Annotated in this window: 16 protein-coding genes and 1 pseudogene; 8 read left to right on the top strand and 9 right to left on the bottom strand. The window is 73.2% G+C overall.

What is annotated here, in order from left to right; genetic code table 11:
• Window positions 1–47 precede the first annotated feature (47 nt).
• On the top strand, window positions 48–1,097 hold the full coding sequence (locus AB0I16_RS20310) for a chitinase (protein ID WP_363250831.1): 1,050 nt from the start codon (window positions 48–50) through the stop codon (window positions 1,095–1,097).
• On the opposite strand, the gene AB0I16_RS20315 is transcribed toward AB0I16_RS20310, so the two are convergent.
• Window positions 1,081–1,896 (bottom strand): lysophospholipid acyltransferase family protein, encoded by an 816-nt coding sequence (locus tag AB0I16_RS20315; protein WP_363250832.1) that lies wholly within the window; start codon window positions 1,894–1,896, stop codon window positions 1,081–1,083. The genes AB0I16_RS20310 and AB0I16_RS20315 overlap by 17 nt on opposite strands.
• On the bottom strand, window positions 1,896–2,645 hold the full coding sequence (locus tag AB0I16_RS20320; protein WP_363250833.1) for a GNAT family N-acyltransferase: 750 nt from the start codon (window positions 2,643–2,645) through the stop codon (window positions 1,896–1,898). Before AB0I16_RS20320 ends, AB0I16_RS20315 begins: the two co-directional genes overlap by 1 nt.
• 996 nt (window positions 2,646–3,641) lie before the next feature.
• Here AB0I16_RS20320 and AB0I16_RS20325 point away from each other — a divergent pair.
• Window positions 3,642–4,838 carry a CaiB/BaiF CoA-transferase family protein gene (locus AB0I16_RS20325; protein ID WP_363250834.1) on the top strand — a complete coding sequence of 399 codons (1,197 nt, stop codon included), beginning with the start codon at window positions 3,642–3,644 and terminating at the stop codon, window positions 4,836–4,838.
• Between the two features lie 22 nt (window positions 4,839–4,860).
• On the opposite strand, the pseudogene AB0I16_RS20330 reads toward AB0I16_RS20325, so the two are convergent.
• The 3 genes and pseudogenes from AB0I16_RS20330 to AB0I16_RS20340 form a co-directional block, all read right to left on the bottom strand.
• Window positions 4,861–5,198 (bottom strand): annotated as a pseudogene (locus AB0I16_RS20330) (hypothetical protein); the annotation flags it as partial.
• Window positions 5,195–5,779, bottom strand: a complete 585-nt coding sequence (locus AB0I16_RS20335; protein WP_363250835.1) for an XRE family transcriptional regulator — start codon at window positions 5,777–5,779, stop codon at window positions 5,195–5,197. The pseudogene AB0I16_RS20330 and the gene AB0I16_RS20335, both read right to left, overlap by 4 nt.
• A gap of 163 nt (window positions 5,780–5,942) precedes the next feature.
• The gene (locus AB0I16_RS20340) at window positions 5,943–6,680 is read right to left on the bottom strand and encodes an acyltransferase (RefSeq protein ID WP_363250836.1); all 738 of its coding nucleotides are present in this window, start codon (window positions 6,678–6,680) and stop codon (window positions 5,943–5,945) included.
• A 134-nt stretch (window positions 6,681–6,814) separates the two neighbouring features.
• Between AB0I16_RS20340 and AB0I16_RS20345 the strand changes: the two genes are divergently transcribed.
• On the top strand, window positions 6,815–7,348 hold the full coding sequence (locus AB0I16_RS20345) for a gamma carbonic anhydrase family protein (protein ID WP_363250837.1): 534 nt from the start codon (window positions 6,815–6,817) through the stop codon (window positions 7,346–7,348).
• Between the two features lies 1 nt (window position 7,349).
• On the opposite strand, the gene AB0I16_RS20350 is transcribed toward AB0I16_RS20345, so the two are convergent.
• Window positions 7,350–8,021, bottom strand: coding sequence for a DedA family protein (locus tag AB0I16_RS20350; RefSeq protein ID WP_363250838.1), 672 nt, complete (start codon window positions 8,019–8,021; stop codon window positions 7,350–7,352).
• Window positions 8,022–8,175: 154 nt separating this feature from the next.
• Window positions 8,176–8,634, bottom strand: a complete 459-nt coding sequence (locus AB0I16_RS20355; protein ID WP_363250839.1) for a DUF4442 domain-containing protein — start codon at window positions 8,632–8,634, stop codon at window positions 8,176–8,178.
• An 80-nt stretch (window positions 8,635–8,714) separates the two neighbouring features.
• Between AB0I16_RS20355 and AB0I16_RS20360 the strand changes: the two genes are divergently transcribed.
• The 4 genes from AB0I16_RS20360 to AB0I16_RS20375 all read left to right on the top strand — a co-directional run bounded on the left by AB0I16_RS20360 (window position 8,715) and on the right by AB0I16_RS20375 (window position 13,453).
• Window positions 8,715–9,695 (top strand): hypothetical protein, encoded by a 981-nt coding sequence (locus tag AB0I16_RS20360; protein WP_363250840.1) that lies wholly within the window; start codon window positions 8,715–8,717, stop codon window positions 9,693–9,695.
• Window positions 9,696–10,036: 341 nt separating this feature from the next.
• Window positions 10,037–10,810: a hypothetical protein gene (locus tag AB0I16_RS20365; protein WP_363250841.1), complete on the top strand. Its 774-nt coding sequence runs from the start codon at window positions 10,037–10,039 to the stop codon at window positions 10,808–10,810.
• Between the two features lie 87 nt (window positions 10,811–10,897).
• Entirely contained in the window at window positions 10,898–11,998 is a 1,101-nt protein-coding gene (locus AB0I16_RS20370) for a hypothetical protein (protein WP_363250842.1), read from the top strand.
• Window positions 11,999–12,106: 108 nt separating this feature from the next.
• On the top strand, window positions 12,107–13,453 hold the full coding sequence (locus AB0I16_RS20375) for an MFS transporter (RefSeq protein ID WP_363250843.1): 1,347 nt from the start codon (window positions 12,107–12,109) through the stop codon (window positions 13,451–13,453).
• Here AB0I16_RS20375 and AB0I16_RS20380 read toward each other — a convergent pair.
• Window positions 13,415–14,206: a fused MFS/spermidine synthase gene (locus tag AB0I16_RS20380; RefSeq protein ID WP_363250919.1), complete on the bottom strand. Its 792-nt coding sequence runs from the start codon at window positions 14,204–14,206 to the stop codon at window positions 13,415–13,417. The two genes, AB0I16_RS20375 and AB0I16_RS20380, sit on opposite strands and share 39 nt — an antisense overlap.
• Before the next feature lie 425 nt (window positions 14,207–14,631).
• Entirely contained in the window at window positions 14,632–15,804 is a 1,173-nt protein-coding gene (gene tuf / locus AB0I16_RS20385) for an elongation factor Tu (protein ID WP_363250844.1), read from the bottom strand.
• Window positions 15,805–16,224: 420 nt separating this feature from the next.
• Here tuf and AB0I16_RS20390 point away from each other — a divergent pair, with 420 nt between their 5' ends.
• Entirely contained in the window at window positions 16,225–16,929 is a 705-nt protein-coding gene (locus tag AB0I16_RS20390; protein WP_363250845.1) for a TVP38/TMEM64 family protein, read from the top strand.
• The last annotated feature ends 331 nt before the right edge of the window (window positions 16,930–17,260 follow it).

Raw genomic sequence — 17,260 nt, forward strand, 5'->3', positions numbered from 1 at the left:
CGCACCACGCACGTCTCCTCGCCCCCCTCGCACCCAAGGAGCACAGCGTGTTCGGTCGGACGTTACGCCTGCTGGGGTCGGCCGTCGCGCTGGCCTGCGCCGCACAGCTACCGGCCGCCGCGGCGGCCCCCGCCGCCCCGCGGGCCGATACCTGCGCGGTGAAGTCGAAGCCCGCCGGGAAGGTCCTCCAGGGCTACTGGGAGAACTGGGACGGCGCGTCGAACGGCGTGCACCCGCCGTTCGGCTGGACGCCGATCACCGACTCCCGCATCCGCGAGCACGGCTACAACGTGATCAACGCCGCCTTCCCCGTGATCCGTTCGGACGGCACCGTCCTGTGGGAGGACGGCATGGACTCGACGGTGAAGGTCGCGACGCCCGCCGAGATGTGCCAGGCCAAGGCGGACGGCGCCACCATCCTGATGTCCATCGGCGGCGCCGCCGCGGGGATCGACCTCAGCAACTCCGCCGTCGCCGACCGCTTCGTCGAGACGATCGTGCCGATCCTGAAGAAGTACAACTTCGACGGCATCGACATCGACATCGAGACCGGCCTCGTGGGCAGCGGCAACATCAACCAGCTCTCCCCCTCGCAGTCCAACCTCATCCGCATCATCGACGGCGTGCTCGCCCGGATGCCCTCGAACTTCGGGCTCACGATGGCCCCCGAGACGGCGTACGTGACCGGGGGCAGCGTCGTCTACGGCTCGATCTGGGGCGCGTACCTCCCCGTCATCAAGAAGTACGCGGACAACGGCCGCCTGTGGTGGCTGAACATGCAGTACTACAACGGCAGCATGTACGGCTGCTCCGGCGACTCCTACGCCGCCGGCACCGTGCAGGGCTTCACCAAGCAGACCGACTGCCTGAACAAGGGCCTGGTCATCCAGGGAACCACCATCAAGGTCCCCTACGACAAGCAGGTCCCCGGTCTGCCGGCCCAGCCGGGCGCGGGCGGCGGCCACATGTCCCCGAACCTGGTGACCCAGGCGTGGAACACCTACAACGGCGCCCTGAAGGGCCTGATGACGTGGTCCATCAACTGGGACGGGTCGAAGGGGTGGACGTTCGGCGACAACTTCAAGCGGCTGCGGTAGCGGGCCGGGCGACGCGCCGCGTCACGGCGTCCCGCGCGGCGGCGGCCAGCACCCGCCGGTCACCGCCCCGCAGCGGGGTGTGCGCCGTGACGCGCACGGCCAGGTCCTTCGCGGCGGCCACCCGGCGCAGCGAGACGGTGAACTCCTCCTCGCCGAGGAAGGCCGCGACCCTGCTGGGGGCGCCGCCCTGCCGGTAGGCGACCGTCACCGGCCGTACGGGCGCGCCCGCGTCGGCTGCCGCCTGGAACGGGGCCCGCCGGAAGCGCCCGCCCTCCTCCGAGCACCAGGTCGTCGCCTGGGGGAAGACGAGGACGGAGGTGCCGCCGCGCAGGGCGTCCGCAAGCCCGGTCACCGTACGGGGCAGTTGGCGCGGGCTGCCGTCGCGGTCGATGAAGCGGGTGCCGACCCGTCGGGCCAACGGTCCGATCACCGGCCAGCGGCCCACCTCCCGCTTGGCGAGGACACCGACCGGTTCGACGGCGAGCAGGGCGACGACGTCGAGCCAGGAGACGTGGTTGGCCACGACGAGTGTGCCGCGCCCCGCCCCGTCCGGTGCGCTGAGCCGCCCCGCGAGCCCCGTCTCCAGGCCCGTCCCGAGCGCAGCGAGCACCGCCCGCGCCTCACCCCGCAGCGTCTCGGGGTCCGCGAGCCGGCCGCCGCGCGCGGTGGCGCGGGTCAGGGTGTACGTCAACGCCGCGTAGCGCCGCGCCAGTTCCGCCATCGACACGCGCGGCTCCGGCTCGGTCGCGCAGCTCGCCGGGCAGCCGCGGTCGACCGTCCAGGGACTGATGGCGGTCATCACGCGTCCTCGCCGAGGAAGTACCGGCGGTGCCGCGGGCTGAGGCGCTCCATGTCCAGGAGGACGAAGAAGTCGGCGACGTCGAACTCCGGGTCGTGCGCGGGGGCACCGCACAGCCACGCGCCGAGGCGGAGGTAGCCGCGGAGGAGGGGCGGCAGGTCGGCGTAGGAGGGGCGCTCGGGGGCGGGGGCCGTGGGCGTCCAGGGGTTGCGGGGGTGCACGCGCAGCCCGGGCGGCGAGGCGTGCTTGCCCGTGCCGAGCAGCCAGGCGCCCGCCGCGGCCCGGCCGCCGTCGGCCAGCGGCACGGAGGCGCAGCCCGCGAGGTAGCGGTGGCCGGAGAGCAGGACGTAGCGGGCGAGGGCTGACCACATGAGGTTGATGACGGCGCCCGAGCGGTGGTCGGGGTGCACGCAGGAGCGGCCCGCCTCGACGAGGGAGGGGCGCAGTTCGGCGAGGTCGCACAGGTCGAACTCGCCGTCGGAGTAGGACAGCGGGGTCCTGCCGGGCGGCAGCAGGCGGTAGGTCCCGACGACCTCGCCGGTCGCGGTGTCGGTGACGATGAGGTGGTCGGCGACGTCGTCGTGGACGTCGACGTCGTGGCCGGGCAGCGGCGTGGCGAGCGCCGCGCCCATCTCCTCGCCGAAGACCTGGTACCGCAGCCGCTGGGCGGCCCTGATCTGCTGGGTGGTGTCCGCGATGGAGATGACGTAGGAGCCGGCAGCCGTCGAGACGAGCGAGGACGAGGGCATGACACTTCCGTTCTCGGGTCGGTGAGGGGACGTGGGGTGCGGAGGCGCTGCGCTTCGGGTCCGGCCCGGCGGACCCGCGTGCCGTGCGGGGAAGCCGGGTGCGCCGGGCCAGGGGGTATCCGGTCGGGGCCGGGGCGAGTGCCCCGGGGTGCGGTCACGTCCAGCACGGTGACGGTGCCGGCTGAACTCCGGATCTCCGAAGCACGTCGGTCACACGTCCGGCGCACGACGGAACCGGAGCACCCCCACCCCTCGCCTCCCCCTCCCTCGCTCACCTCCCACCCCACCACTCACCTGCCGCCCCGCCACTCGCCTCCCACCTGGTCGCTCGGCCGCCGCCCCATCGCTGGCCTGCCACCCCGCCGCTCGGCCGCCATCTCATCGCTGGCCTGCCTCATCGCCGCTCGGCCGCCGCTCCCTCGCTCACCTGCGGCCCCGCCCCCCGGTTGGCACCCGGTTGCTCAGCCGCCGCCCCATCGCGGGCCTGCCTCCCCGCCGCTCGGCTGCCATCCCTCGCTCACCTGCGGCCCCGCCACCCGGTTGGCACCCGGTTGCTCGGCCGTCGCCCCATCGCTGGCCCGCCGCCCGGTCGTTCGGCTGCCATCCCATCGCTGGCCTGCCACCCCGCCGCTCGGCCGCCACCTCATCGCTGGCCTGCCTCATCGCCGCTCGGCCGCCGCTCCCTCGCTCACCTCCCGCCGCACCGCTCGCCTCCCACCCGGTCGCTCGGCTGCCATCTCATCGCTGGCCTGCCGCCCGGCCGCCCGGCCGCCCGGCCGCTCGGCCGCCGCTCCCTCGCTCACCTGCGGTCCCGCCACTCGCCTGCCACCCCGCCGCTCGCCCGTCGCTTCGTCGTTCGCCTGTCGCCCCTCCACTTACCTCCCACCCAGCACTCACCTGCCACCCCGCCGGCCACCCGCCGCGCCGCCACTCACCCCCGCCCACTCACCGGTCACCCCGTTGACTCGCCGCCGTCAGGGCCGTTACATACGCGGCATGTCTCATCCCCTCCCGCTCGCCGGGGTCACCGTCGTCAGTCTTGAGCAGGCCGTGGCGGCGCCCTTCGCCACCCGGCAGCTCGCCGACCTGGGTGCCCGTGTCATCAAGGTCGAACGGCCCGGCGGCGGTGACTTCGCGCGGCGGTACGACACCACCGTGCACGGCCAGGCCAGCTACTTCGTCTGGCTGAACCGCTCCAAGGAGTCCCTCACCCTCGACCTCAAGTCGGAGCGCGGCCTGGAAGTCCTGGAGGAACTGCTCGCGAAGGCCAACGTGTTCGTGCAGAACCTCGCCCCCGGCGCCGCCACCCGCCTCGGTCTCGGCGCGCCGGCGCTGCAGGACCGCCATCCCACGCTCATCCCCTGCACCATCAGCGGCTGGGGCACGGACGGACCGTGGGCGGACCGCAAGGCGTACGACCTGCTCGTGCAGTGCCAGACGGGGCTGCTCCAGCTCACCGGCACCCCGGACGAGGCGGTGCGGGCCGGGATCTCCGTGGCCGACATCGCGGGCGGCATGTACGCGTACAGCGGCATCCTGTCCGCCCTGTTCACGCGGGCGACGACCGGCCGCGCGCCGACCGTGGAGGTCTCCCTCTTCGACGCGCTGGCCGAGTGGGTGAGCCAACCCGCCTACTACACGCGCTACGGCGGCACCCAGCCGCCCCGCGTCGGCGCGCGACACGCGACGGTCGCCCCCTACGGGACCTTCACCGCGGCCGACGGCAAGGACGTCCTGCTGTCCGTGCAGAACGAGCGGGAATGGGCCGCGCTCTGCCGGGATTTCGTCGGCCGCCCCGAGCTGGTCGACGACCCGCGCTTCGCCACCGGTTCGGACCGCGTGGCGCACCGCGAGGCGCTGGACGCGATCATCTCCGTACGCTTCGCGGAACTCGGCAGCGGCGCGGCGGCGGAGCTGCTCGACCGCGCCGGCATCGCCAACGCCGGGGTGAACTCCGTCCACGACTTCCTCGCCCACCCCGTGCTGACCGAGCGGGGGCGGTGGCGGGACATCCGGGTGCCGGGCGCGGCCGGCCCCGTGCAGGCACTGCTGCCGCCCGCGGTGCTCTCCGGGGTGGTGCCCCGCATGGACCCGGTACCGGACGCGGGTGAGCACACGGAGGCGATCCTCGCCGAGCTGGGGCGTGACGCGGAGGACATCGCCCGGCTCCGGGCGGAGGGCGTCTGCCCCTGAGCAGCCGCGCTCGGGCGCCGGTGCCGAGGCCCTCCACGACCTGCGCGTTCGGCAGCCCGGCGAACACCTGGCGGTGCCCGGCGCGGCAAGCTGATCGTGCCGGGCCCATGCCGGTCTCGCCCGCGGCCGTGCCCATGGGCGCGAAGGACGCCTTGCGCGCGCCGAGCAGGCGGCGCACGACGCGGTTCGCGGACCCGGCGTGCAGCTCGGGCCCGTAGTGCTCAAGGAAGGTGGCGGTGTCCGCCCACGCGGGGTCGGTCGCCACCAGCAGGCCGAGGGCCTCGGGGGGCGGACGGGGTCGAAGTCACCGAGGGGAGCACGCGTGGCGGCACGTCGACAGCCCCCGGTGACACGCCTCAGTGCGAGGCGGCCCGCGCGGGCGGCACGGAGACCGCCATGGTCATCTCGACCGGTTCGGCACCGTTGTTGCGGTAGCCGTGCGGTACGTCGGCCTCGAACGTGCCGGACGTCCCCGCGGCGAGCACGTGCTCGACACCGTCCACGACGAGCGTCAGCTCACCCCGCGAGACGTGCAGGAGCTCGACGGTGCCCGGCGGGTGCGCGTCGGAATCGGTGCCCTCGCCCGGCAGCAGGTGATAGGACCACAGCTCGAAGGGGCCCCGTGCCTCGGTGCCGACCAGGAGCGTGCTGCTGCTGCCCGCCTCCGTGGACCACAGGCGCACCGCCTGCTCCGGTGGCACGAGCCGGACGGGGGAACCCTGTTCGTGGTCGAGGAGGGTGGTGATGCTGACGCCGAGCGCGTCCGCGAGCTTGACCGTGATGCCGACGCTCGGGTTCGTCCTGGCCTGTTCGATCTGGATGATCATGCCGCGGCTGACGCCCGCCCTGGCCGCGAGGGCGTCGAGGGTGAAGGCCCGCTCGGTGCGCCAGCGCCTGAGGTTGCGCGCGAGCGACTGGGTGAGCTGGTCGAGGTCCGACACGTTCCGTCCAAGATGTGGGCCCGGGTGGTTCACCACACTGTACTGCGACACCTCGGCGCGCCCCTGGGAACGGCATCCGGCACCCGGGGCGGCACTCGGCACCAGACCGGCGCCCTGCACCGTTCAGTCGTCATCAGTCGTCTTCGGTCGTCTTCGGTCGTCTTCAGTCGTCCGCCAATTCGCCGAGCGCGACGAGCTGTTCCGGCGTGACACCCTCGGGGATCGGCACCGGCGCCGGGGTCCGCAGCGGCGGCTGCCAGCCCCGCTCGGCGCTCCAGGTGCGGACGACGCGGGCGGGCGCCCCGGCCACCACCGCGTGGTCGGGCACCTCGCCCCGCACCACCGCGCCCGCGGCGACCACGACGTTGCGGCCGATCCTGGCGCCGGGAAGGATCACCGCGCCGGTGCCGATCCAGCAGCCGGGCCCGATCTCGACGGGGTCCATGCGGGGCCACTGCTTGCCGATGGGGGTGTGCGGGTCGTCGTAGGAGTGGTTGGTGGACGTCACGTAGACGTAGGGGCCGAAGTAGCAGTCGTCGCCGATGGCGACCGTGGTGTCGGCGATGACGTGGCTGCCGCGGCCGAGCACGACGCCGTTGCCGACGCGGAGGATCGGGTCGGGGCCGAGGTCCAGGTCCGGCATCATCCCCGCGGTCAGCGTGACGTGCTCGCCCACGATGCAGTGGTCGCCCAGCGTGATCCATGGCTCGCCGAAGACCGTGCCCTGCGGGAAGGCCAGCTTCGTGCCCTCGCCGATCGCGCCGAACCGCAGCCGTCCGGGGTGCGCCGCGGTGACCGCGCCCGCCCGCTGCGCCCACGCCCAGCCCGTGTGGACCGCGCGCTGCGCGAGGCGGCGCGGCACCGCGGCGAGGGATGAGAACGTGTTCCTGTTCTTCGGCACGCGCTCACGTTACTCAGTCACCCGGGGCCCCGGGCACCCCTGACCTGTGATCTTCGCCCCACACGGCCGCACCGGCCGCCGGTTCCCGTACCGTGCGCTCAGGCGTGACGACGTACCGAAGAGGGAGACACCCGATGGGCCACGAGGCACTCATCACCGGCATCGGCGGCAAGGACCCGAAGATCGACCAGGACGCCTTCACCGCGCCGACGTCCGTGGTGCTCGGCGAGGTGACGCTGCACGCCGGGGCGAGCGCCTGGTACGGCGCGGTGCTGCGCGCCGACTGCGGGCCCATCGTGGTGGGCGCCGACAGCAACATCCAGGACAACTGCAGCCTCCACGTCGACCTGGGCTTCCCCATCACCATCGGCGAGCGCGTCTCGGTCGGGCACAACGCCGTGCTGCACGGCTGCACGGTCGAGGACGACTGCCTGATCGGCATGGGCGCCACCGTGCTCAACGGCGCGGTGATCGGCGCGGGGTCGCTGGTCGCGGCCCAGGCGCTGGTGCCGCAGGGCATGGAGGTGCCCCCGGGCTCACTCGTCGCGGGCGTGCCCGCCAAGGTGCGCAGGCCGCTCACCGACGAGGAGCGCGAGGGCATCTCCCACAACGGCACGATGTACGTCGAACTGGCCCGGGCGCACCGGGCCGCGCACACCGGGGAGTGAGTCAGTCGGCGGCGGCCGGCACCGGCTGCGGCTCGGCGGCGGCCACGGCCGGCGCCGCCTCCGCCTCGGCGGCCGCCTTCTTGGCGCGGCGCTTGACGAAGAGCATCGAGCCGACGCCGATCAGTACGGCGATGGCGAGCCCGAAGTAGGAGAAGCGCTTCAGCCAGTCCTCGGCGACCACGCCGATGTAGTAGATGACCGCGGTGGTGCCGCCCGCCCAGACGATGCCGCCGAGGACGTTGGCGACGGCGAACTTCCAGTACGGCATGCGCAGGACGCCCGCGAGCGGCCCGGCGAAGATGCGGAGCAGGGCGACGAAGCGGCCGAAGAAGACCGCCCACATGCCCCACTTCTGGAAGGACCGCTCGGCGCTGCCGACGTTGGCGGCGCTGAAGTGCTTGGGGAACTTGCGCTCCAGCCGGGCCAGGAGCGGGCGGCCGCCCTTGCGCCCGATCGCGTACCCGATGGAGTCGCCGATGATGGCGCCCGCGGTGGCGCACGCGCCGAGGATCACGGGGTTGATGTCACCGTGCTGGGAGGAGAGGAGCGCCGCGGAGACCAGGACGATCTCGCCGGGCAGCGGGATGCCCAGGCTCTCCAGGCCGATGACGATTCCCACCAGCGCGTAGATGCTGACGGCTGGCACCTGCTCCAGCCACTCCTGGACGTGCAACGCCGGTTCCTCCCGTACGGACTGCCTGTGCGCCGAACTGCCTGGGCGCGGACCCCCGGCAGCCTACCCGGACGGGTCAACCGTCCGGGAACCCGAAGCCCGGGACACGGGAACGCCCCGGGCCGCACGGCTCACTCCCCCGACCGGGAGCCGGTCAGCTGGGGTCGTTGGGACGCAGCGTCCAGACCACCCGCATCTCACCGGTGACGGCGCCGTCCGCGCGCCGGATCTCGACCGCGACGGGGAACTCGGGCCGCTGCCCCGCGTCGAGCTCGGCCACGACGTCCTCGGCCGGCCTGCCGAGCGTGGCGGTGGCCGTCACGGGCCCCATGGCCAGCTTCTTGTACGTGATGTCGGCGCTGACGGCGAGCGGCACGGCCCGCGAGAGCTGCGCGCCGAAGGCGGCGAGGACGATGGCGCCGCTCGCGGACTCGCCGAGCGTGAACATGGCTCCGGCGTGCGGCCCGCCGACGTGGTTGTGGTAGTCGCTCTGGTCGGGCAGGGCCACTACGGCCTTGTCGGGCGCGGTCTCCCTGAACTCCAGGTTCAGCGTCCGCGCCATGGGCACCGTGGCGGCGAGCATCTCGCCGATCGTCATCTGGTCTGCGCTCATGCCCACGATGTTACTAACCAGTAGCCCACTTGACCAGGCCCCTCCCTCCCCCGAACCACGGTCCCCTAGGCTGATCCCCCATGTGGCCAGGACACCAGCCGCCCGGGGGCGAGCAGAACCAGCCGGAGCAGAGCCCGAACCCTTACCTTCAGCCGGGGTACCAGCAGTCGGGCCCGCCGGCGGGACAGGCGCCGTGGAACGCGCCGACCGTGCCGGGCGCGCCGGCTCCCACACCTCCGGGACCGCCGGCGGGGCCGCCGAGCGGCGGCGGTGGCAAGACGAAGGTGATCGCGCTCTGCCTGGCCGCGGCCGTGGTCGTGGGCTCGGCCGTGACGGGGTACCTGGTGCTCGGCGGCGACAAGGACGACACGGCGAAGCCCGATCCGACGAAGAGCGCGGCCACACCCTCGGCCGGCGCCTCCGGCTCCAGCGGCAACCCGCGCGACGACAGCGGCGAGCCGCGGCCGACCGTGGCCGGCTGGCAGGTGGTCACGAACCCGGCCCGGGGCATCGCCTTCGAGGTCCCGCCCGAATGGGCACCCCAGACCAAGACCTGGGTCCATTACGTCTCCGACGACGAGGACCCCTACGACAAGCCGCTCGCCAGCATGGGCGCGCCCGCGCTCCTCAAGGAGAAGTGGTGCGGCTCCGACGAGGACCGCAACGGCACGAAGGACTACTCCGCGCTCGCCGCCGCGGGCTCGCGCGGCAACAGGGGCGCCAAGAGCACCGACGGCATCGCCCGCAGGGACGCCCGCAACTGGATCTACGGCGGATACACGCAGCCCTCCAGGGAGCAGATCACCGTCGGCGAGCCCGCCCCGTACACCACCGCGTCGGGCCTGGAGGGCAGCCTGGTGACGGCCTTCTCCGAAGGCGCCGAGAAGCAGCACAAGTGCGACTCCGACGGCAAGGCCACCGTGTTCGCCTTCAAGAACGCCGAGGGTGAGTTCGCCTCCTGGTCCTTCGTCGGGGCCAAGGGCGTGCGGGACGAGGTCCCGGACGCCACCGTCAGGAAGATCCTTTCGACAGTACGCGTGTACGAAGCGCCCGAAGACTGAGGCTCCGTCAAGGGGTGCCAGCGGAGACCGCTGTGCCCCCGCCGGGGCGGCTGCGACCCCGTCGGGCCGCCCCCGTATCGTTTCCGGCCATGTGGCCAGGACACCAGCCGCCCGGGGGCGAGCAGAACCAGCGGAATCAGCCGGACCAGCAGAGTCAGCCGGACCAGGGTGGGAACCCGTATCAGCAGCCGGGGTACCAGCAGCCCAATCCGTATCAGCAGCCGGGGTATCAGGCGCCCCATCCCTATCAGCAGCCCGCGGCCGGGCCGCAGGGGCAGTGGAGTGTGCCCGCCGCGCCCGTGGCTTCGGGTGGCAGTGGGGGCGGGGGGAACCGGGTCAAGGTGCTGTCGATCGTGGCGGCGCTCGCGGTGGTCGTGGCCGCCGGGGTGACCGGGTTCCTGGTGCTCGGCGGTGACAAGGACGGCGAGGACCGTGCGGCGGACGCCCCGTCGAAGGGTGCGCCCCAGGCATCGGCCACCGCGGGCGACGACGACGGGCGCGGCGGCGACGACGGGCTCAAGCCGACCGTCAAGGGCTGGCACGTCGTGGTGAACCCCCGCTGGGGCACCGCCTTCGACGTACCGCCGGAGTGGGACGTGCAGAACCCCGACACGGCTCTCACGTACTCGGACGACAAGACCGGCGAGCCGCTGATGACCATGTCGGCCCCGGCGTACCTCAAGCCCAAGTGGTGCACCGCCGACGACGACAAGGACGGCAGGAACGAGGACCACGAGCTGGCGGCCGTGGGCACCAAGGGCGCCAAGGGGGCGAAGAGCACCGACGAGATCGCGCTCGTCCAGGCCGAGTCGTGGGTGTACGCGGCGTACACCCAGCCCGACAAGAAGAGCTACACGGTCGGGAAGGCCGAGCCCTTCACCACGAAGTCGGGCATCAAGGGCAGCATCGCCTGGGCCCGCTCCAAGGGCTCACCGATGACCGGCAAGTGCGCCACGGACGGCAAGGCGATCACCTTCGGCTTCAAGAACTCCGAGGGCACCTACGTCTCGTGGAGCCTGTACGGCGCAAGCGGCGTCGAGGGCGAGGTCTCCGAGGACACCGTCATGAAGATCCTCAGCACGGTGCGGACGCACGGCGAGCCGACGAAATCCTGACAACTCGTCCCGTGCCACGGGTCTCCCCGCCTCCCCTCGCGAGGGCCCGTGGCACCCGGCGCCCCGGCACCTCTATGGTTACTGGCCATGTGGCCAGAACAGCAGCCGCCCGGGGGCGAGCAGAACCCGCAGGACCAGAGTCCGAACCCGTATCAGCAGCCGGGTTACCAGCAGCCCAACCCCTACCAGCAGCCGGGGTACCAGCAGTCGGGGTACCAGCAGCCCGCCGGTGGGTACCAGCAGCAGCCGCCCCCGGGCGGCCACCAGCAGCCGCAGCCGGACGGCTACTCGCAGCCCCAGCAGCCGCAGTGGTCCGCGCCGACGCCGCCCCCGATGCCGCAGCAGCCGGGCGGCGGCCAGGGCGGTGGCGGCGGCAACAAGACGAAGATCACCGCCATCGTCGCCTCCCTGGCCGTGGTGGTGGCGGCCGGCGTCACCGGCTTCCTCGTCCTCGGCGGTGACGGGGACAAGGAGGACGACGCCGCGCCCGCGAAGCCCGCGAAGTCCGCGACCGAGAAGCCGAGCCCGACGGCCACCGACGACGGCAACGAACGCGGCGAGGGCGGCGAGGACAAGCCGACGATCGACGGCTGGCAGGTCGTCGTGAACCCCAAGTGGGGCACCGCCTTCGACGTGCCCGCCGACTGGAAGGTCGAGACGCCGGACACCTTCGTCGGCTTCGACGACCGCGCGGACAAGGGCACGAAGACGATCATCGGCATGTCGGCGCCCGCGGTCTACAAGGAGAAGTGGTGCACGTCGGACGACGACAAGGACGGCGAGTCCGACGACACCTCGCTCGCCACGGTCGGCACCAAGGGCCAGAACGGCGCCAAGAGCACCAAGGACATCGCGCGCAACGACTCCGCGTGGTGGGTGTACGGCGGCTTCACCGAGCAGACCAAGGCCGACAAGAAGAAGATCAAGATCAGCGAGGTCGAGGACTACACCACCGAGTCCGGCATCAAGGGCAGCCTCGCCACGTCCACGACGACCGGCACGGCCACTTCCGAGAAGTGCGACTCGGACGGCAAGGCGACCACGTTCGGCTTCAAGAACGAGGCCGGTGAGTACGTGGCCTGGACCCTCTACGGCGCCAAGGGCGTCAAGGACGAGATCTCCGACGACACGGTGAAGAAGATCCTCTCCACCGTGCGCTGGAGCGAGGCCGCTTCCGAGGGGTCGTAGAAGAGGGGGCGCGGAAGAGGGGACGCGGAAGAGGGGGCGTGGAAGCGGTTCTGAGCCACAGGGACAAACCGTTTGGCAAGTCGGACCGGTGACGGGGATAGTCCCGGGGTGAACAACGCCGAGCCGCCCGTCCCCCGCCGCCGCCGACGCCCCTCCTGGGCGGGCCGCAACTACACACTGCTGACCGCCGCCGCGATCATCACGAACCTCGGGAGCCACGGGGCACTGATCGCGGCGGCGTTCGCGGTTCTCGACGCCGGGGGCGACGGCGGGGACGTCGGTCTGGTGGCCGCCGCGCGGACACTGCCGCTCGTCCTGTTCCTGCTCATCGGCGGCGCGGTCGCCGACCGGCTGCCGAGGCACCACGTCATGGTCGCCGCCAACGCCCTGAACTGCGTCTCGCAGGCCGCCTTCGCCGCGCTCGTCATCGCCGGCGAGCCGCAGCTGTGGCAGATGATGCTCCTGTGCGGCCTCGGCGGCGTCGGCCAGGCCTTCTTCGGGCCCGCGGCCGAGGGCATGCTGATGTCGTCGGTCAGCGGCGAGCAGGTCAGCAGGGCGTTCGCGCTGTACCGCATGGCGATGCAAGGGGCGGGCCTCGGCGGAGCCGCGCTCGGCGGTCTGATGGTCTCGGCGCTCGGCCCCGGCTGGGTGCTCGCGGTGGACGCGGCGGCGTTCGCCCTCGCGGGCACCCTGCGGATGTTCCTCGACGTCAGCCACATACCCCCGCGCGCACCCGGCGGCGGCCTCCTCGCGGATCTGCGCGACGGCTGGCGGGAGTTCATCGGCCGGCCCTGGCTCTGGTCGATCGTCGCGCAGTTCTCCGTGGTGGTGGCGGTGGTGGGCGCCGCCGAGTCGGTGTTCGGACCGCTGGTGGCCAGGGACGAGCTGGGCGGGGCCGGGCCGTGGGGCCTGGCGCTCGGCGCGTTCGGGGCGGGCACGGTCGGCGGTGCCTTCCTGATGATGCGGTGGAAGCCCCGCCGGCTGCTGCTCGCGGGCACCCTCTGTGTCTTCCCGCTGGCCGCGCCGTCGGCGGCGCTCGCGGTGCCGCTGCCGGTGGCCGGGCTCGCCGCGGTGATGTTCGTCAGCGGTGTGGCGATCGAGGTCTTCGGCGTCTCGTGGATGACCGCCATGCACCAGGAGATCCCGGAGGAGAAGCTGTCGCGCGTCGCCGCCTACGACTGGTTCGGCTCGATCGCGATGGTGCCCCTCGCAACGGCCCTCGCGGGCCCCGCGGAGTCCGCTTTCGGGCGCGGCCCCTCACTGTGGGGGTGCGCGCTGCTCGTGGTCCTGGTGACGGCGGCCGTCCTGCTGGTGCCCGACGTACGGCATCTGACGCGCCGGACGAAGGAAGCGGGCGCCTCCGTGCCGAGCCCCGGCTCAGGTTCGGCTTCCGGTCCCGCGCCGGCGGGCGAGACCTCAGCCGATGACGAACGTTCCGTCGGGCGGCTCGGGTGAGGGCACGGCGTCCTCGTCCCGCACGGGTTCCGCGCCGCCGATGAGCCGCCGCAGCGCGTCCCCGTGCTCGACCCTGGCGGGGAAGGCGTCGGAGGCCGCGCGCCGGGCGAGGGCGGCGATGTCGAGGGGGCGGTGCGCGGCGACGAGCACCGCGTTGCCGAAGCGGCGTCCGCGCAGTACGGACGGCTCGGCCATGAGCGCCAGTTCCCCGAACACCGCCGCGAAGGTGGCGAGCTGGGAGCGGAGGAAGGCGAAGGGGGCGCCGTCGGCGAGGTTCGCGGCGTAGACGCCGCCGGGCCGCAGCACGCGGTCGGCGGTGCGGGCGTACGCGACGGTCGTGAGGTGCGCGGGGACGCGTGAGCCGCCGAAGACGTCCGCCACCAGGACGTCGGCGCTGTCGTCCGGCGCCGCCTCCAGCCACTGCCTGGCGTCGGCCGCGTGGGCGGAGATCCCGGTGCTGCCGGCCCACGGCAGCTGCTCGGTGACCAGTTCGAGCAGCTTCCGGTCGGCCTCGACCACGTCCTGCCGGGACCCCGGCCGGGTGGCGGCGACATAGCGGGGCAGCGTCAGGGCGCCGCCGCCGAGATGGACGACGTCGAGCGGCTGCCCCGGCCCTGCCGCGGTGTCCAGGACGTGCGCGAGGCGCCGCGCGTACTCGAACTCCAGGTACGTGGGCTCGTCCAGGTCCACGTACGACTGGGGGGCGCCGTCGACCGTGAGCAGCCAGGCCCTCGGGCGGTCGACGTCGGGCATCAGCTTGGCGAAGCCGTGGTCGACGGCGCGGGCCACCGGAATGGCCTCGTCCGGCACGACTTCACCGCCTCCCGCACCGCCCTCACCGCCTTCGCCGCCCTCGCCGTACTCGCCGTACTCGCCGCCCTCGCCGCCTTCGCCGACCTCGCCGCCTGCACCCCCTCCGGTGCCCTCGCCCCCGCCGGTGCCGCCGCCTCCGCCGTCATCCACGTGCTTCGCGCTCGCGGCACGCTCGTCCGCGATGCCGTGGCTCCGGCACCCGCCACTCGGGCGCTCGTCGTCCCGGCGTTCGTCGCCCCGGCGTTCGTCGCCCCCGCACTGGTCGTCCACGCGCCCATTGTGCCCGTCCGCCCCGGGGGCCCGATGCCCCCGGGGCGGACGTCGCGGACGCGTACTCCCGTACGGCCCGGTGGGCCGCGCGCCCGTCAGACGACCTCCGTCACGGTGCCCGCGCCGACGGTGCGACCGCCCTCGCGGATCGCGAAGCCGAGGCCGACCTCCAGCGGCATGTCACGGCCCAGCTCCACCGTCATCGTGACCGTGTCGCCGGGGCGGGCCACGGCCGCCTCGCCGAGGTCGACGTCGCCGACGACGTCCGCGGTGCGGAGGTAGAACTGCGGCCGGTACCCCGTGGCGACCGGCGTCGTACGCCCGCCCTCGCGCGCCGACAGGACGTACACCCGCGCGGTGAAGCGCCGCCTCGGGGTGACGCTGCCCGGCGCCGCGACCACGTGACCGCGGCGGACCGCGTCGCGTGGCAGCCCGCGCAGGAGCAGCGCCACGTTGTCGCCCGCCTGCGCCTCCTCCATGGGCTTGCCGAAGGTCTCCAGGCCGGTGACCACCGTCTCGGTGTCGGCGCCGAGCACCTCCACGCGGTCGCCGAGGCGGACGGTGCCGCGCTCGATGGCACCGGTGACGACGGTGCCGCGGCCGGTGATGGTCAGCACGTTCTCGACGGGCAGCAGGAACGGCGCGTCGAGATAGCGCTCGGGCATCGGCACGTACGTGTCCACCGCGTCGAGCAGCGCCTCGATCGCGGCGGTCCACCGCGGGTCGCCCTCCAGGGCCCTGCGCCCCGAGACCCGCACCACCGGTACGGAGTCGCCTCCGTACCCGTGCGTGGAGAGCAGGTCGCGGACCTCCAGCTCGACGAGGTCGGTCAGCTCGGCGTCGTCGACGGCGTCGGCCTTGTTGAGGGCGACGACGATGTGGTCGACGCCGACCTGCCGGGCGAGCAGCACGTGCTCGGCGGTCTGCGGCATGATCCCGTCGAGCGCCGAGACGACGAGGATCGCCCCGTCGAGCTGGGCGGCGCCGGTGACCATGTTCTTGACGTAGTCGGCATGGCCCGGCATGTCCACGTGCGCGTAGTGGCGGGTGTCCGTCTCGTACTCGACGTGCGCGATGTTGATGGTGATGCCGCGCCGCGCCTCCTCCGGCGCGCGGTCGATGCGGTCGAAGGGCACGAACGTGCCGGTGCCGCGCTCGCTGAGGACCTTGGTGATGGCGGCGGTCAGGGTGGTCTTGCCGTGGTCGACGTGCCCCATGGTGCCGATGTTGAGGTGCGGCTTGGTGCGGACGTAGGCCGTTTTGGACATGACGGTTCCTTCTCCGGAACTCGAAGCTGTGGTCCCGGACCGGCGGCGGTGCGCGCACGGTCGGGACGGGGACCCCGGGGCCTGACCGACCCTCCCCCTGCGGGGTCCGCCGGAATGTCCGGGGAGGGTCAGCTTCGGGCGCCGTGGAAGGCGTCGGGAGTGGGGACGGCAGCCTTCGCAGCGCCCGCGACTGCGGGCGTGGCTGCGAGGAAGGCGTACCGGGACATGGGTCCGATCCTCATCGAAGAGGACGTCCCCGTCGAATGGTTTTCCGCCGGGCGGCCCGGGCAGTTTCCACCGGTTCTCCGCCGGCCGGGAGGCTCCGCGTGGCTCCGGCCCGCCCGGTCACCTCTCCGCACTGTGACGCTCGTGAGACGCAGCATACGGCGATCAGACACATGAGCCGGTTAGTCTGCCCGGATGCCCGAGACCGCAACCGCCCGTCCGCAGGCCTTCGCCGTACGCTGCACCAGAGTGCTGCTCTCGCCGTGGTCGCGGCTGTCGCTGCTCGTCGTCCTGCTGGCGGCGGCGGGTACGTGCGTGCTGCTCTTCGAGCCGCAACGGCTGCTCTCGGGCGGCTGGATCGCGCAGCTCGGCGGCGCCACGGCGGTGGCACTCTTCGCCGTGGCGTACGGGGCGTGCACCGCCGCGTTCGTGCCGCGCCCGCTGCTCAACCTGGCCGCGGGCGCGCTCTTCGGCACGCAGGCGGGTGTCGTCGCGGCGATCGGCGGCACGGTGTTCGGGGCGGGGATCGCGTTCGGGCTCGGGCGGATGCTGGGGCAGGACGCGCTCCGGCCGATGCTGCGGGGCAAGTGGCTGCGGGCCGCGGACGGCCAGCTCAGCCGGCACGGCTTCCGTTCGATGCTGGCGGTACGGCTCTTCCCCGGGGTGCCGTTCGCCGCGGCCAACTACTGCGCGGCGGTCTCCCGCATGGGCTGGCTGCCGTTCCTGCTCGCCACGGGCCTCGGGTCGATCCCGAACACCGCGGCGTACGTCATCGCGGGCGCCCGCGCCTCCACGCCGACGTCCCCGGCCTTCCTGATCGCCATGGGGTTCATCGCGGTCACGGGGCTCGGCGGGGCGACGGTGGCCTGGTTCAAGCGGCATCACCTGCGCGGGCGCTGAATCACTTCGGGGGGGGCGCCACAGGCCCTCGCGCGTCCGCGGGTTGCCGCAAGGCGAACCCCCGGGCGCCGGGAGGTTACGGCCGGACGGGCCCGCGGTAACGCCGAAAGGTTACGGCGGGCAGGCCCGCGGCGGCGGTCGGCGCCGGCAGGGCGGGCCTCCCACCACCCCGTAACTTCGGACCGCTACGCTGCCCCCGGACGAGGGACGTGATCAGGCGATCACCCCCCGCGTTCCGGCGTTCGCCCACCCCTTGTCCCCTCCCCCAGCCACGCCTCTCGATGACCGCTACGACCGCTACGACCGCAGCCGCGGTCCGATGATCAGTACT

Origin of the sequence: Streptomyces sp. NPDC050703 (assembly GCF_040654435.1) — a bacterium.
Lineage (GTDB): Bacteria > Actinomycetota > Actinomycetes > Streptomycetales > Streptomycetaceae > Streptomyces.

What these genes read in the sequence shown, in the direction of transcription:
- AB0I16_RS20315 (WP_363250832.1), bottom strand. Translation starts at nt 1,896, where the DNA reads ATGACCGCCATCAGTCCCTGGACGGTCGACCGCGGCTGCCCGGCGAGC.
- AB0I16_RS20320 (WP_363250833.1), bottom strand. Translation starts at nt 2,645, where the DNA reads ATGCCCTCGTCCTCGCTCGTCTCGACGGCTGCCGGCTCCTACGTCATC.
- AB0I16_RS20325 (WP_363250834.1), top strand. Translation starts at nt 3,642, where the DNA reads ATGTCTCATCCCCTCCCGCTCGCCGGGGTCACCGTCGTCAGTCTTGAG.
- AB0I16_RS20345 (WP_363250837.1), top strand. Translation starts at nt 6,815, where the DNA reads ATGGGCCACGAGGCACTCATCACCGGCATCGGCGGCAAGGACCCGAAG.
- AB0I16_RS20355 (WP_363250839.1), bottom strand. Translation starts at nt 8,634, where the DNA reads ATGAGCGCAGACCAGATGACGATCGGCGAGATGCTCGCCGCCACGGTG.
- AB0I16_RS20360 (WP_363250840.1), top strand. Translation starts at nt 8,715, where the DNA reads ATGTGGCCAGGACACCAGCCGCCCGGGGGCGAGCAGAACCAGCCGGAG.
- AB0I16_RS20370 (WP_363250842.1), top strand. Translation starts at nt 10,898, where the DNA reads ATGTGGCCAGAACAGCAGCCGCCCGGGGGCGAGCAGAACCCGCAGGAC.
- AB0I16_RS20380 (WP_363250919.1), bottom strand. Translation starts at nt 14,206, where the DNA reads ATGCCCGACGTCGACCGCCCGAGGGCCTGGCTGCTCACGGTCGACGGC.
- tuf (WP_363250844.1), bottom strand. Translation starts at nt 15,804, where the DNA reads ATGTCCAAAACGGCCTACGTCCGCACCAAGCCGCACCTCAACATCGGC.
- AB0I16_RS20390 (WP_363250845.1), top strand. Translation starts at nt 16,225, where the DNA reads ATGCCCGAGACCGCAACCGCCCGTCCGCAGGCCTTCGCCGTACGCTGC.